General features: G+C 58.9%; 14 protein-coding genes and 2 pseudogenes. 2 read left to right on the top strand and 14 right to left on the bottom strand.

What is annotated here, in order from left to right; all coding sequences use genetic code 11:
- The first annotated feature begins 304 nt into the window (after positions 1-304).
- Entirely contained in the window at positions 305-532 is a 228-nt protein-coding gene (locus tag ACO550_RS06100) for a hypothetical protein (protein ID WP_315598605.1), read from the top strand.
- Positions 533-534: 2 nt separating this feature from the next.
- On the opposite strand, the pseudogene ACO550_RS06105 reads toward ACO550_RS06100, so the two are convergent.
- The 11 genes and pseudogenes from ACO550_RS06105 to ACO550_RS06155 form a co-directional block, all read right to left on the bottom strand.
- A pseudogene (locus ACO550_RS06105) lies at positions 535-794 on the bottom strand (DNA cytosine methyltransferase); the annotation flags it as partial.
- Positions 795-946: 152 nt separating this feature from the next.
- Complete coding sequence (locus ACO550_RS06110) at positions 947-1,423, bottom strand: hypothetical protein (RefSeq protein ID WP_315598606.1); 477 nt, start codon at positions 1,421-1,423, stop codon at positions 947-949.
- Positions 1,420-1,713 (bottom strand): hypothetical protein, encoded by a 294-nt coding sequence (locus ACO550_RS06115; protein ID WP_315598607.1) that lies wholly within the window; start codon positions 1,711-1,713, stop codon positions 1,420-1,422. The genes ACO550_RS06110 and ACO550_RS06115 overlap by 4 nt, the downstream gene beginning before the upstream one ends.
- A gap of 619 nt (positions 1,714-2,332) precedes the next feature.
- Positions 2,333-2,692 carry a hypothetical protein gene (locus tag ACO550_RS06120; RefSeq protein ID WP_315598608.1) on the bottom strand — a complete coding sequence of 120 codons (360 nt, stop codon included), beginning with the start codon at positions 2,690-2,692 and terminating at the stop codon, positions 2,333-2,335.
- A 199-nt stretch (positions 2,693-2,891) separates the two neighbouring features.
- Entirely contained in the window at positions 2,892-3,281 is a 390-nt protein-coding gene (locus ACO550_RS06125; protein WP_315598609.1) for a hypothetical protein, read from the bottom strand.
- A 490-nt stretch (positions 3,282-3,771) separates the two neighbouring features.
- Positions 3,772-4,185 (bottom strand): ATP-dependent DNA ligase, encoded by a 414-nt coding sequence (locus tag ACO550_RS06130; protein ID WP_315598610.1) that lies wholly within the window; start codon positions 4,183-4,185, stop codon positions 3,772-3,774.
- A gap of 229 nt (positions 4,186-4,414) precedes the next feature.
- Positions 4,415-4,636 (bottom strand): DUF2188 domain-containing protein, encoded by a 222-nt coding sequence (locus ACO550_RS06135; protein WP_315598611.1) that lies wholly within the window; start codon positions 4,634-4,636, stop codon positions 4,415-4,417.
- A gap of 300 nt (positions 4,637-4,936) precedes the next feature.
- Positions 4,937-5,140 carry a DUF2188 domain-containing protein gene (locus ACO550_RS06140; RefSeq protein WP_315598612.1) on the bottom strand — a complete coding sequence of 68 codons (204 nt, stop codon included), beginning with the start codon at positions 5,138-5,140 and terminating at the stop codon, positions 4,937-4,939.
- A gap of 925 nt (positions 5,141-6,065) precedes the next feature.
- Positions 6,066-6,391, bottom strand: a pseudogene (locus ACO550_RS06145) (FAS1-like dehydratase domain-containing protein); the annotation flags it as partial.
- A 141-nt stretch (positions 6,392-6,532) separates the two neighbouring features.
- Entirely contained in the window at positions 6,533-7,504 is a 972-nt protein-coding gene (locus ACO550_RS06150) for a CapA family protein (protein WP_315594960.1), read from the bottom strand.
- Positions 7,501-7,884 (bottom strand): hypothetical protein, encoded by a 384-nt coding sequence (locus ACO550_RS06155; protein WP_315594961.1) that lies wholly within the window; start codon positions 7,882-7,884, stop codon positions 7,501-7,503. Before ACO550_RS06155 ends, ACO550_RS06150 begins: the two co-directional genes overlap by 4 nt.
- Positions 7,885-8,301: 417 nt before the next feature.
- Here ACO550_RS06155 and ACO550_RS06160 point away from each other — a divergent pair, with 417 nt between their 5' ends.
- Positions 8,302-10,008, top strand: coding sequence for an ATP-binding cassette domain-containing protein (locus tag ACO550_RS06160; RefSeq protein ID WP_315594962.1), 1,707 nt, complete (start codon positions 8,302-8,304; stop codon positions 10,006-10,008).
- 1,037 nt (positions 10,009-11,045) lie between these two features.
- Here the strand turns inward: ACO550_RS06160 and ACO550_RS06165 are convergent.
- The 3 genes from ACO550_RS06165 to ACO550_RS06175 form a co-directional block, all read right to left on the bottom strand.
- On the bottom strand, positions 11,046-11,339 hold the full coding sequence (locus tag ACO550_RS06165) for a hypothetical protein (RefSeq protein ID WP_315594963.1): 294 nt from the start codon (positions 11,337-11,339) through the stop codon (positions 11,046-11,048).
- Between the two features lie 475 nt (positions 11,340-11,814).
- On the bottom strand, positions 11,815-12,210 hold the full coding sequence (locus ACO550_RS06170) for a hypothetical protein (protein ID WP_315594964.1): 396 nt from the start codon (positions 12,208-12,210) through the stop codon (positions 11,815-11,817).
- Between the two features lie 260 nt (positions 12,211-12,470).
- Positions 12,471-12,647: a hypothetical protein gene (locus ACO550_RS06175; protein WP_315594965.1), complete on the bottom strand. Its 177-nt coding sequence runs from the start codon at positions 12,645-12,647 to the stop codon at positions 12,471-12,473.
- Between the last annotated feature and the right edge of the window lie 256 nt (positions 12,648-12,903).

Below are 12,903 nucleotides of genomic sequence, written 5' to 3' on the forward strand. Positions count from 1 at the left end.
CGCACCGTCACCCCATCGTGCGTCAGACCTCGTAGCGCACCGTGATCGGGGCGACGATCTCCTGGCCGTCCAAGTGGCCGTCCAATCGGCCACGCTGTACCAGATCGCCAATGTTCAGCATCGTGCGTTACAAGCCGGCATGGGCGCATAGATGAACCGCTCGCGGCCTGCGCTACCCAAGGCGCGGGGGGTCGTCTGCGATCAGCCATACCCTGGCTGGCGGATGGACAGGGGCTTGGGCTTGGTGGAGAGGTGGCGGGGCAGGATGGTCATGCTAGGATTCTTTCCAAACAGGGAGATCAACATGCCCAAAGAGCCTGCCGTAGTGATCAATGGAGACCATGTCTCGGTCTACCTGTACGTTGTCGATGCCCCGGGCAACACGTTCGCCTGGGAAGTGGTCGAAACTCGCGACAAGGCGAGTGAGGTCATCGAACGGAAACTGGTCAGCGAAGAGAGCTATCCGACGTTTGCTGACGCAGAGGTCGCTGGGAAGCTGACGGCGGCTGCCGTGGCAAAGGGTCTGGCCTAGCATCACGAGGCCTCAGACGGCTGCGCGACGGTCAAGGCAATCGCCACCGGACGCACCCATACCGGCGTCGACGAGAGACTGGACGTTTCGCCGGTCTCGGCCAGCATCAACGTGGTGCCCATCACCTCGGCAATAGCCACGGCCGCGTCGGGCGGCACAGCATGCCAATGCGCTAGCGCCAGGCCTGATCGCTCAGGCCGTCCAGCTCCAGGTATTCCTCCGGCTCGATCAGTGACTGCAGCGCGGCCGGTTCCAGAGTGGTGACGACCTTGGCCTGAAGTCGCTCGCGACGTATTGCAGTGGTGGAAAATTCGAGCCGAAGCAGTGGTATCGCGAGTCGGAAGCGGCGTTGGGTATTGCGCAACGTGCGCGCAAGAAGAAACGCGTGAGGGCAATCCACGCCAAAATCGCGAATCAGCGCAAGGACGCCATCCACAAGGAAACGTCGGTGCTTGTCAAACAACATGCAGCAATCTTTGTCGGCAACGTGAACGCGAAGACGCTGGCACAAACGCACATGGCGAAGTCCGTGCTCGATGCCGCGTGGACGACAGGGTCTCCGACAGCAGACCGGAGCAGACCGGACGCGCCCTTCCACGGGCTGGAGATGAAGACGCAGTGCGGGTGCCGGTGGCCAGCTGCGCGCACGATGTCGTTCGGCGTAGCCTCGCGCCAGCCCGCCGGCGGCTCGGCGCCGTGGAAGGCGGTGTACGGCTGGCGGGTGAACAGGTTCATCACCATGCACGGCACGCCCGTTAGAGTCTCGAAGCCGCCGATGCACTTCCACGTGCCTATCATGTTGCCGACGCGCGAGACGGCCTTCGTGAAGCCCTTCGCTCTGTCGCCCAGGCCGCAGCAGAAGCCGAAGCTGTTGTATTCAAGGCGGATCATGCGGCCACCTCGCTGTAGGAGGCAGCCCCGCCGCAGGAGAACTTCTGTCCTACATCCCGCAGCAAATCCGGTGCGTAAGCTGGAGTGAGATCAAGGGTGAACAGGAGAACATTATGATGAAAACCATTCTTGTGCTGGTTGCCGCTTCTGTTGCGTTGCTCAGTGGCTGCGTTGTAGCCGATCGTGATGGCTACCGCGACGGCTACTACTCTAGAGACGGGCGTGTGGAGCACGACCGCGATCATTGGGATCACGACCATGGCGATCACCGTGGCAACGATAGAGACCATTGGCAAGGTGGGCCGCGATACTAGGTGTCCCACGAAGGGGTTGAGCGTGGGTCATCCGCACGCCTCGCGGCTTTCTCATCCTGCGGGCCGAAAGCGCCCCCGGACGTGCTTTTGGTATGGAGAGGAATAAACCGATGCCTTGCGCGGAAATGAGCGTAGAGTGGGTTCTCCAATGGAGAACTTTATGAACGATGTACCTAGTTCCAATTACAAGGGATTCGACATATACCCTTTGATCTACAAATGCGATCCGCCGCGAGAATGGTATGAGCGCCGGCATGATCGAACCTACAACGTTTCTGCGGTGATTTGCAACGGAGGTGCTGATCCCGCAGGAGATTCCGCGCGTGTTTATCCCCTCCCAGCTGATCAATGGGAAAACATGGGAAATGCAACGCGTGCGGCGATTCTCGGTAGTCACGGCCAGCGGTTGGGCGGAGGGCGCAGTCGAACGGAGTGTCCTGACGCCGATCGGTAGATGCGCAGTAAGCGCGCAGTGAAATCTCTTCCTGTCAGTCACTACAGTTTCCCGTTTTTGAATTGCTCGACCATCCCAGTCAGCGGGCCGAAGCGGACCTAGCGGTGCAGCGGCCAGTAGGGTGCTTCTGGGCGTGCTCGATCAGTGCCACCAGCAGCGCGCGCAGCTGCAGCGCTTCGGATGTACGCGCACAGCGCCTCCAAGATGTCCGTCCAATCGGCATCCTGATCGAGCCCGTAGCGGAGGACGATCGACGCGAGCGTCGACCGCGCGCTCGCGCTCTTGACGCTCGACTTCCTTGCCCGCCTCGTCTGCATAGGCCTGGTACCGAGTCTTCAGCGTCTCATACGACGATGTGGCGTAGGCGAAGCCGTCGGTAACCACGACATGCTTGTTCAGTTCAGCCAAATAGCCAGCCGACGCAGTCTTGTTCTTCGGGAAGCGGGCACGCGATGACGTGTCGCGTTCCGACCAGCTGTCAGGAATACCGGCAGCCTTCATCGTGGCAATGATCTGATCGCGCAGCGCTTGGTTGTGGGCGAGGGCGGGGACGTGCGCTCGTGAGCTGCGACATCCTTGGCGCGAGCTTCCTTCAGCGCCTTGAGCGGACCGGTGATGGCGGTACACGCGCACGCACAAGAAGACGGTAAGGGCCTGGCCCCGATGAAGGATGGGGAGAGGCGGTCCAGATGTTGCTGGCTCAGTAGGTCAGCCGCTGCCACCAGGAACCAAAATTCGGGTGAAATGGGGCCTTCCAGCCTTTGCGCACGCGCTTGATCGCATCTTTCTGGCAGACACCGACTGAGAGGAGGCGGCGCAGTTCTGCCTCAGGGGCGTCGCTTTCAAATACGCGGGCGGTGAGTGGCTCGACGTCGGCAGGGCACACTTTTTCGGGTGGGCCGACGAAGCCAATTCCCCGATCAGGCATGATGTCGCAAAACCATGCGCGATCATTGCAGGGCCTCTGCTCGTCCGCAACCCAATAGTACACAACGCCAAAAAATACGAACACTACAAACATCAGTGCGGCTCTCGTGCTGGCAAGCCGCCAAATGAAGAGCGCCATTCCGGCAACTGCGATAGCTCCCATGCAAGGTCTCCCGCTTACGGATCTCGGCGTTGCAGAGCATTGCATGGTCGGCGGCGGTCGCAAATCAGCCACATGGGGGAAATAGCCGTTAATCCGCGGCTGGTACCATGCCGGGTCGCCTCACCTTGATCCGGTTGGACGACCAATGGCCGTCTTGGTAAGAAGAGCACGGGGGCTTTCCACGCCTTCGAGCTCGAGCAAAAGCGCAGATTGGTATAGTCACTGGCTACCGTCCAGTCTGGTTACATGCGGTAACCAGTCCTATGCTGGGATGGAATTGCTATAGGAATTCGTCCGATAGTCACGGATGAAAAAATGCCACGGTCGTCATGACCGCTGCTCAATGATTAAGCCGATGCGCACACGCCTGGAACGGGCGTGGCGACGAGATCGAAACCGCTGGCGCGGCCACGCGCCAAGTCAAAGTCTGTGACCCGCGAAATCGGTACGGCGTCGCAAGACGCTTGGAGGCGGGAGAGTTCATGACCCTTCACAGCTCGAAACGTTCCGGCGGTACCGCGCCTGGCCGCTTCACCTTGATCCAGTCCGCGGACCGCTTTCCATCTTGGTAAGTCGACCCGAGCCGCTTTCCATCAACGCCTTCCAACTCGAGTTCGAGCGCAGACCTGTACAGCCAGAGACCGTCTTCGACTCCGGCCACATGCAGGACGCGGTCAGAGTGTGAGCGCAGAATCTTGGCCAGCACTGCTTTACGCTTTTCGAGCGTGGCTGTCCGAAGATCGTTTTGCGTGGCTGCTAGGACGTCGAACACGCAGTAGACGACAAGATCGGCGCCTTCGTACCAACTCTTTCGCCTCGCCCTTGTGTGGAGGCGATTGAAGTCACCCCGGCCGAGATGGTCCAGGACGCAGACTTCGCTATCCAGGACTGTACCGGCAGGCATGTCGGCGATAGTGCGCTAGTCGCCACGACCTCCGGAAACCAGCGGGTAGCGTCAATGCCGCCGCGGCTCTGCAGCCGTGCGTCGGATCCGGTACTGGCCAAGACGCGGTATCCGTCGTACTTGATCTCGTAGAGCCAATCGTCCTCGCGCGGAATGGCCTTGCGCTCCACCAGGAGCATGGAAGAGAGCTGAACGAGGGTCAGTGCGTCCGAAGCGCACGGCATGGTCCTTAACCCTTAATGTTTCGCGGGTCATGGCCGAAGGAATTGCGTTCCCGGATCTGGCCGTCGCGGCCATGGATCAGCAACTCGACCTTGTCGTGCTTCGCGCGCTCGGTGCCCGCCCCGATCGCTTCTTCTTGAGTGGCAAACATGGTCCGTTTCCCGCTGTTTGGTGCTTCGACGGCCCAGCCTTTCCCTGCTGGCACTACGTGGATGTCGTTGTTGGCCATGATGCGTCTCCTCAGTCTAGGGTACGCTAGTCTTGCGCCGGCTTCGTTCATTACGGTATCCGCGCCGGTCCTACAAGGAGGGGTGGGGCAAAAAAAAACCGCAGCACCGGGGGGCGCAGCGGCGAACGAATTAGACTTAGGGTTGCTGTTTTCAGCGGAAGTAATAATCGGTGATTTCTGCTGGGATTAAAAGCACCCTCGCGGGGTAAGTGCTCGTCCTACAGGGGAAACCCTTTGACGGCCACATAAAAAAGGCCGCGCGGCGACTTGCGGCGCGGCAAAAGGGGGAAGCCCTTGGTGTTAGTGAGCATACCCGCGCATGCGGTGCTCACTGACTTTGCCATCCTGGCTATAAATGATTAAGTCTACTTGTGCCACCCTCGCCATTTCAGCTGCTACTGACATGGCATCTTCGCGTGTGTCATAGGGTGCGCGCAGCCCAGTACCTTCAATTGCAATAGCCCATCCCCCCTTGTGGGGAACAACATGAATATCACCTGACATAGCAGCCTCCATTGGAGTAAGAAGGATTGTCGGCTGTCATGTCATGTCATGTCGCTCTGCGCAAAATCCACTGGGGCGTTCATCTTGCCCTCAAACTCGTAGATCATGGGTAGGGCTCGTAATTCCATCGCCCTATGAACAGCTGCAGCGATGGCCGCGGTGCGGAACGGGTATGGAGTGCGCTCGTACTCGGACTCAACATTCCACTGGCCGTCTTTGCACCTTTACGACTGCTGACATCCGTACACCTCCAGGTGGGCATCGATACCTCTGTTCTATGTCTAAGCAAGGGAATCTGGTGTAGGACGATTCCTGAATCGGGCAAACGATTGGCAATGTGATCTTTAATGTGCGGATGCGGCGGTACATTGGTTGTGGGCCTGCGCAATGCGCGTATCCCCGCCATAACCTCGATCCATCCTTCCGTGGCAGAGTGGTCCGAATCTTCTCTAGCACGCGCCGATGCTTGTCCTCTGCCTCTTCCCACGTCTCCGACTCGAAGATCTTGCTTAGAACGCCATTGATCGTCGTGAGGAACATAGGCGGCTTGTCGTCTTTCAGGCTGGCCCAGCCGGACAAGTAGGTCCAGAAGTCGACCGCGTGCTCCAAGAGCCGGTCTTTGATCTGCCGGCCCTTGCCCTCGCAGCTCACCCAAATCGAATGCTCGGTGTAGTCGTAGTACCGTACGGGACGGCCGGACACGTCCAGGACGTAGTAGCGGTCGTTGTTCGGATCAATGGGCGAGGGCGACATACCGCCAGAGGGAGCGGGCAGCCGAGGTATGGGGAAATGGCGGGGCATGGTTGAAAGATTACCGGGACGCGCGGAAAGCCCTGTCATTCATGGCGGGGATGTAGAGCGCGGACGCCACAGGCGTCCCACCTTGATCTGGTCAAGGCTCAGGTGGCTCATTCGGGTTCTCCGTTCAGCCGTTGCGCTGTACCAGCACGCTGCGCAGGTCTGCCACTTGCTCGCCGTCCTGGTTGGTCACGCGCGTCTCGCGCACTAGGAGGTCCAGTGCGCCGCCTTTCTTGTCGTAGATGTCGGTGATGCGGGTGACAAAGTGCAGCGTGTCACCGGCATACGATATACGGTGGTCCGTGAATGACTAATCGCCGTGGCGGATGCGCTCGACCTTGATGCCGAGCTCATCGCGCCTGCCGCTCAGCGGCTGAACCAGTTCCAGCGAGAGAGGAACGTGGGCGGTAGCGGCAGGCCAGGGTGACCGGCGTCGCACGCGGCGGCCTCGTCGATGCTTTGCCGAAGAGCGGCTCTTTGTAGGGATGGCATCTAAATGCGGTTTTCTACCTCTGTTGAGACGCGAGTGGCTCAATTAACTCGAAGTCGCCCGTATTGCCAAGAACAAGTCCTCTGGTGCGCATAGCCGGACAATTACTTGCAAGCCCACATCCGCTTCTCCCCTCGTATCCAGCAAGGCCCTTGCATGGCGGAGTCGGGTCTTGGAGAGCCGTCGGTATCCATCCTCACCACGCGGGTCGAGAGCGACGTTACGCCTTTCTTATCAAAGTCGGCAAACACTGCCCACCCGGTCACGTTGTCTTCATCCTCAAAGCCGTCGAAAACAAAATTTCCCAGGGAATAGACGATGGGTTTGCCTTTGTAGACTTCATAGTTCTGGGCGACGTGGGGATGCCCGCCGATCACGGCGTCGGCTCCCGCGTCAAGTAGCGCCCTGGCCATGCGCTGCTGGCGGTAGCCCGCCTTCGGCTCGTGTTCGACGCCCCAGTGGGGAATCACCACCACGACATCGGCCCCCTCTGCCTTGGTCTGGGCAATATCCAACGCTGCCTGGTTCTGGTCGAGCCACGCCACGCCTGGCATGCCAGGTGCCGCAGCGAACCATCGTGGTTGGAAGTCCAGGTATCCGAGCAGAGCGATCTTGAGCCCGTTGCGCTCGAACATCGCCGCACGGTGAGCATCACGCGCGTCTTTGCCGCCGCCGAAGGTTGTCGCCCCCGCTTTCCGGAGCGCTTCAATGGTCTGGACGAAGTCTTTCCGGCCGAAATCGCCGGCATGGTTATTGGCTAAACCGGCAGCCGCGAAGACCGAGGCGAACCCGGGCAGCGCTGACTGCGCTGTCCTGAAGCTATGAGGCTTGTCTCGGTCGGGTGTCCCTAACGTTCCCGCCGACGACTCGAAATTCGCGACGCTCAGGTCGGCATTCGCGAGCATTCCGCGTACGTGGGAAAAGGGGTCTCCCCCGCGGGCCGCGAATCGCCCCGTCCCCTCGGACTCCGCGAGCATGACGTCGCCGACGAACGCTACCCTGGCAGTACCCTCGGCCGCCCATGCATGAGGGCCCATCAATGCTGCCACAGCGGCAAGCGTCAGGAGGGCCTTCATTGTGCCGCTCCGCATTTGTACCGCAGACTCCGTCCCCCACTGGGCTCCACCACCTCCAGGTGTTCCGTGCCGAATGGCGTGAAGGCCTTTTGCGAGGAAATGATGCGATAGTCACCGTCAGCGGATTTGGCGTAGACCTCTACCAGCAGCCATGGCTTTTTCTTCGGAGGCGCCGCGAGTAGCACGCGAACTTTAAACCGCCCCATCTCTTGCCATGAGCCGCCCAACGCGTCCGGTTCCGCACGCACCGCCATCACGGCCTCTTCGTCGCTTTGCTCCAATGAACAACGGACCTCCGGCGAGGCCATTGCCATCAAAGGAAATATCAAAAAAAAGCAGAATCCGAAACGCATGCAGAGCCCGAAGGTGGTGTCAGTCATCTTTGAGTCCGCATTGTATGGCAACAATGAGCACATTCAGCTTTCTCAGCCTACGCCTGTCATGCGCCAGTCACGGACATCTTCCAAAAGCCGCAGGGACCGTTGGTATAGGCCGCGTTCGGGCCGAGCGCGTTGGACTGTAGTTGGCGAATATAGCCTTCGCCATCCTAAGGAAAGCGCCAAAGACGTAGGCGGCGCTCGACAGCTGAGAGGCCCGCGGAAAACCCAGAGGTCGGCAGAGCACGACGCCGCCGGTGCGCAGGCGGCGCCGGCCCAAAGAGTGCTGCAAACTGCTCAACGGAAATTCCATGCCAGCAACCTTTTCCATGGCATGTGAAATGCATGCTTCCAGCTACCTAGAGGCCTATGCTCAGGTGGGTAAGCTTCTCCCGCTTGGGCTTGTCGAACGAAACGGTCATGTCTACGCGCGATGGAAGTCTGTGGAACCGGTTTCTGAACATCGCCAAGCCATACTGGTTGTCACGAGGCAACTGGAAGGCTTGGGCGTTGTTGTTGATACTGGTATGCCTGTTATTTGGGCAGACTTGGACAAATGTGCTCTTCAACAGGCAAACGGGTGAGTTTGCCTCGGCGCTCGCTGCGAAGGACGGCGACCGATTCTGGTACGCCATCGAGATATTCGTCTACGTGCTGATTGCGGCCGTACCTGTCTACGCCTTTTACTACTACACGCGTAACAAGCTGTTCATTCAATGGCGATCCTGGATGACGCACCACTATCTGGGCAAGTATTTCGGCGGCTGCGCCTTCTATACGCTGAATGCGAACAGCGCCATCGATAATCCGGATCAGCGCATTTCAGAAGACATTAGCACCTTCACGCAGCAGTCGTTGTACTTTCTGCTCCTAATGCTGGGAGCATTGCTGCAGCTGATTGGATTTAGCAGGGTATTGTGGTCGATCTCTCGGGAGTTAGTGGTTTTCCTCGTGCTCTATGCCATCTGTGGCACAGTGGTTTCAGTGCTGTGCTTCGGCAAGGTGCTGATCGGGCTAAACTTCTACCAACTCAAGCGAGAAGCCGACTTCCGCTTCAGCCTGATCCGGGTGCGCGAGCATGCTGAGTCGATTACCTTCCATCACGGCGAACACCATGAATCCGATTACGTGCGCAGCCGCTTCCAGCATGTGTTCGCCAACTTCAACCGGTTGATCCGCTGTCAGTTAAATCTCTACTTTTTCCAGTATGCCTATACGTTCCTGACTCTGATGCTCCCCAGCGTTATCGTTGCCAATCGCGTACTGGATGGCGAACTCGAGGTTGGCAGCGCGATCCAGGCCGCAGGAGCATTTACAGCCGTGTTGGCGGCACTGACGGTCATCGTCGATAACTTCGAAAGCCTCAGCCGCTTCTTGGCGGGCTTGGACCGGCTTAACACTTTCGCCTCTTCGCTGGCATGTGCGCGCATAGTTCGCCGCAAACCTGGCAGCCAGATCGAGCACCGTCGGGGCAGCACGCTGTCACTGGAACATCTGACCCTGCATACGCCTGACTACCAGCGTACCCTGCTGAATGATCTCACCGTGACAGTGGGGCAAGGCAAGAACTTGCTGATCGTCGGGCCCAGCGGTGGTGGAAAGAGTTCGATGCTGCGGGCCATTAGCGGCCTGTGGACCTGCGGTAGCGGCCGAATCCTATGCCCTGGGGCGGCGCAGATGCTCATCCTGCCGCAGCGTCCCTATATGGCGGTCGGCAACCTTCGTTGTCAGTTGCTTTATCCCAATTGCGAGGGGCGCCGCATACCGGATGGCGAGCTATTGAAGCTGCTCGATATGGTTAACCTGCCGGACATGGTGGAACGCTTCGGCGGGCTGGACGCAAAGCTGGACTGGGGCAAGGTCCTGTCACTCGGCGAGCAGCAACGCCTGGCATTCGCTCGCCTGTTGGTGGCCCGTCCGCGCTACGCCCTGCTTGATGAAGCGACCAGCGCGCTGGACATTGGCAATGAGACCGGCCTCTACAGTCAGCTGGTCGCCGGCCCTACCACAATAGTCAGTGTCAGTCACCGCCCAACCCTCCTGCGTTATCACCTCCAGGTGCTGGAGTTGCGCGGCAATGGCGACTGGCAGCTCCACCCCACGCACGAATACCGTTTCGCCTGGTAGCCGTCGTGCAAACTGGAACTCCGGACGGTGACTCGAAAGCGATGCACCCGAGCGGCGATAGGCAGAAGTTCATTTGCACGAATGTAGTCCGAACGGGTTGAAGTGAATCGACGCGCTTGTGGCATCGGCGGAAATCACCTTGACTTATGGGGAACGCGGCGCTTTCGTTGGGTGCAAAGCCAGGTGTGCGAGGTCATTTCCTATGTTCTGTTCTTGCACCCGGATAATTGCGTGTTCGTCTGGATGCCTGCGCAGCGCAATCGGTCAGCATCCATATCTACGGCCCAACGTCCGGCCACTCGAATTGCCGGTCAGGCATAGTGGATGGCATGGAATTATTCAGAACGATGGACTCCGTTCGCGCCCTGCGTCGAAGCATGATCCTCGCGGGCGCGGCGGATGCCATTCAGGACTGCGTTCCAAACAAGCATCTGCGCGGCTTTGATGGCATCGCTGCAACGCCAAGCAGGATATCCACGCAAAACTACCCTATAGAACCCCTTGACGCCGGGCACAATCGTTCGGAGGTAGCCGTTGCGGAACAGGGCGCCGTGGATAGTGGAGCGGGATGTATGAGGGTCTCGTTGTCAGACATAGGCCGCAACGCCCGGCAAACAGAGCGGACAGAAGCATCCTTTACTTAAGGAGCCGCTAAGGAAAGAGTGGCATACGCGTCGGTCCTACAGGGGCGGGCGGGGCACAAAAAACCGCAGCACCGGGGGCGCGGCGGCGAACGAATTAGACTTAGGGTCGCTGTTTCCAGCGGAAGCAATAATCTCTGATTTCTGCTGGCATTAAAAGCACCCTCGCGGGGTAAGTGCTTGCCCTACAGGGGAAACCCTTTCACGCCAACATTAAAAAAGGCCGCGCGGCGACTTGCGGCGCGGCAAAAGGGGGAAGCCCTTGGTGTTAGTGAGCATGCCCGCGCATGCGGTGCTCACTGACTTTGCCATCCTGGCTGTAGATGATTAAGTCTACTTGTGCCACCCTCGCCATTACATGGCAGCCTCCGTTCGAGCCAGAAGGATTGCCGGTTGTCATGTCATGTCCCTCTGCGCAAAATCCACTGGGGCGCTCATCTTGCCCTCAAACTCGGAGATCATGAATAAGGCTCCTAATTCCATCGCTCTATGAACAGCTGCAGCGATGGCCTCGGTGCGCGAGGGGTATGGAATGCGCTCGTACTCAGACTCAACATTCCACTGGCCGTCTTCCCGCCGCAGAGTGGTCCGAATCTTCTCCAGCACCCGCCGATGCTTGTCCTCTGCCTCTTCCCATGTCACTGACTCGTAGCACTTGCTCAGGCTGCCACTGATTGTAGTGCGGAACATCGGCGGCTTGTCGTCTGTCAGGCTGGCCCAGAGGAGAAGTAGGTCTAGACGTCGACCGCGTGCTCCAGGAGCCGGTCTTTGATCTGCCGGCCCTTGCCCTCGCAGCTCACCCAGATCGAATGCTCGGTGTAGTCGTAGCACCGTACGGGACGGCCGGACACGTTCAGGACGTAGTAGCGATCATCAATGGGCGAGGGCGACATACTGCCAGCGGGAGCGGGCAGCCGAGGTATGGGGGAAAGGCGGGGCATGGTTGAAAGACTACGGTATGAATACACAGTCTGCTGCCCAGCCGGCCTTCATTTAGTGGGAAGGTTCCAGATGCAATCTGGTCGCTAATGTTAGACCGGCCAGGAAAGCCAAAAAAACTTCCAGTCCCTATGATATTCCCGAAGCCCGCACACAGCTTGTGTGCGGGCTATCTTTTATCGACCGGGCGACAGCCACGGCATTCCTAATGCCGATTGGGGTGGATTCAACCTAGTCCGTCGGCCGCCTCAAAGTGGTCGATGGCCTCGCGCAATGTTGCGAACTTGCGGGCATGCGCTCTCGTCGCCGGCGTGAGGCAAAATTCGCCGAGATGGAAATCGAGTTGATGGCCGGAATGCTTGATCGCTGCTTCTAATGCGGTGAGTCTGGCACTGTCCTCGGCTAGGAGCTTGACCATTGCGTGCGCGACTTGAAGATCGCTGGAGTGAAGCACTGCTTGCGCCATCCTAGTTGCTGCCTGAGGGCCTGCCGCATCCGCTTGCTTGCGTCGTCGTTCGAAAAAGCGCTCGCAGGGAAGACTATAAACTTCGCCCGTGGCAGGGCAGACACACACGACGGAGAGATTCGGTCCGACGTTTTTGCGCTCTGCCTTGGTGATCAAGATGACTGTCAGCTCACTTCCGTCGTCGTGTCGCCACCGGGATCCCACTTCGGGTGACTCAAGCATTACATTTACCACGCTATTGCCTCCTCTTGATGCGGCAGTATGTCCCGCGAATCGTTCTCCAAACTAGTGTCGGCGCACGCATCGAGAAATGAAGGCTTTCTTCATAACGCTGTAGGAAAACGAGAAATGTCAGAAGGAGATATCCATGGTCCACTATCTCTTTCACAGCAAAGGTCGTCCGGCGCTGGTGGCGCTCAGGCACTCTTGTGCGGCACATCCAGTGCGCCATAACCATGCACCGTGATGTCGTAGAGAATTGCCGCTGGTGTCAGGCCGAGCAGTGGAGCGCTTCCCTCAAGGTCCGCATCGGCGGACGACTCAGCGGTTCCGAGCCATTGGAGTGCTTCGAGTGGGACTTGGGTGAGGGGCATGCCGGCGCGGACGAAAAGCGCACGAGGCCCATGGCGATGAATGGTGATTAACATGTTGACCTCAGCGTAGGAAGGGCCTGATCGACACCAACCACGGGTACGCCGGCGCGTGTCTGCGGGATGTAGCCAATTTCGAATCTCCTATCGTCTTCGCCAGATCATCTAACGCGCCTCGTGTTGGAATAAGTCTAAAAGCGGTGCGCGAGCCAGAGTTTGCAGTTCGTGCCAAGGGTATTGCTTTCGATGACAGGGAATG

The sequence above is a fragment of the Cupriavidus sp. genome (assembly GCF_057315035.1).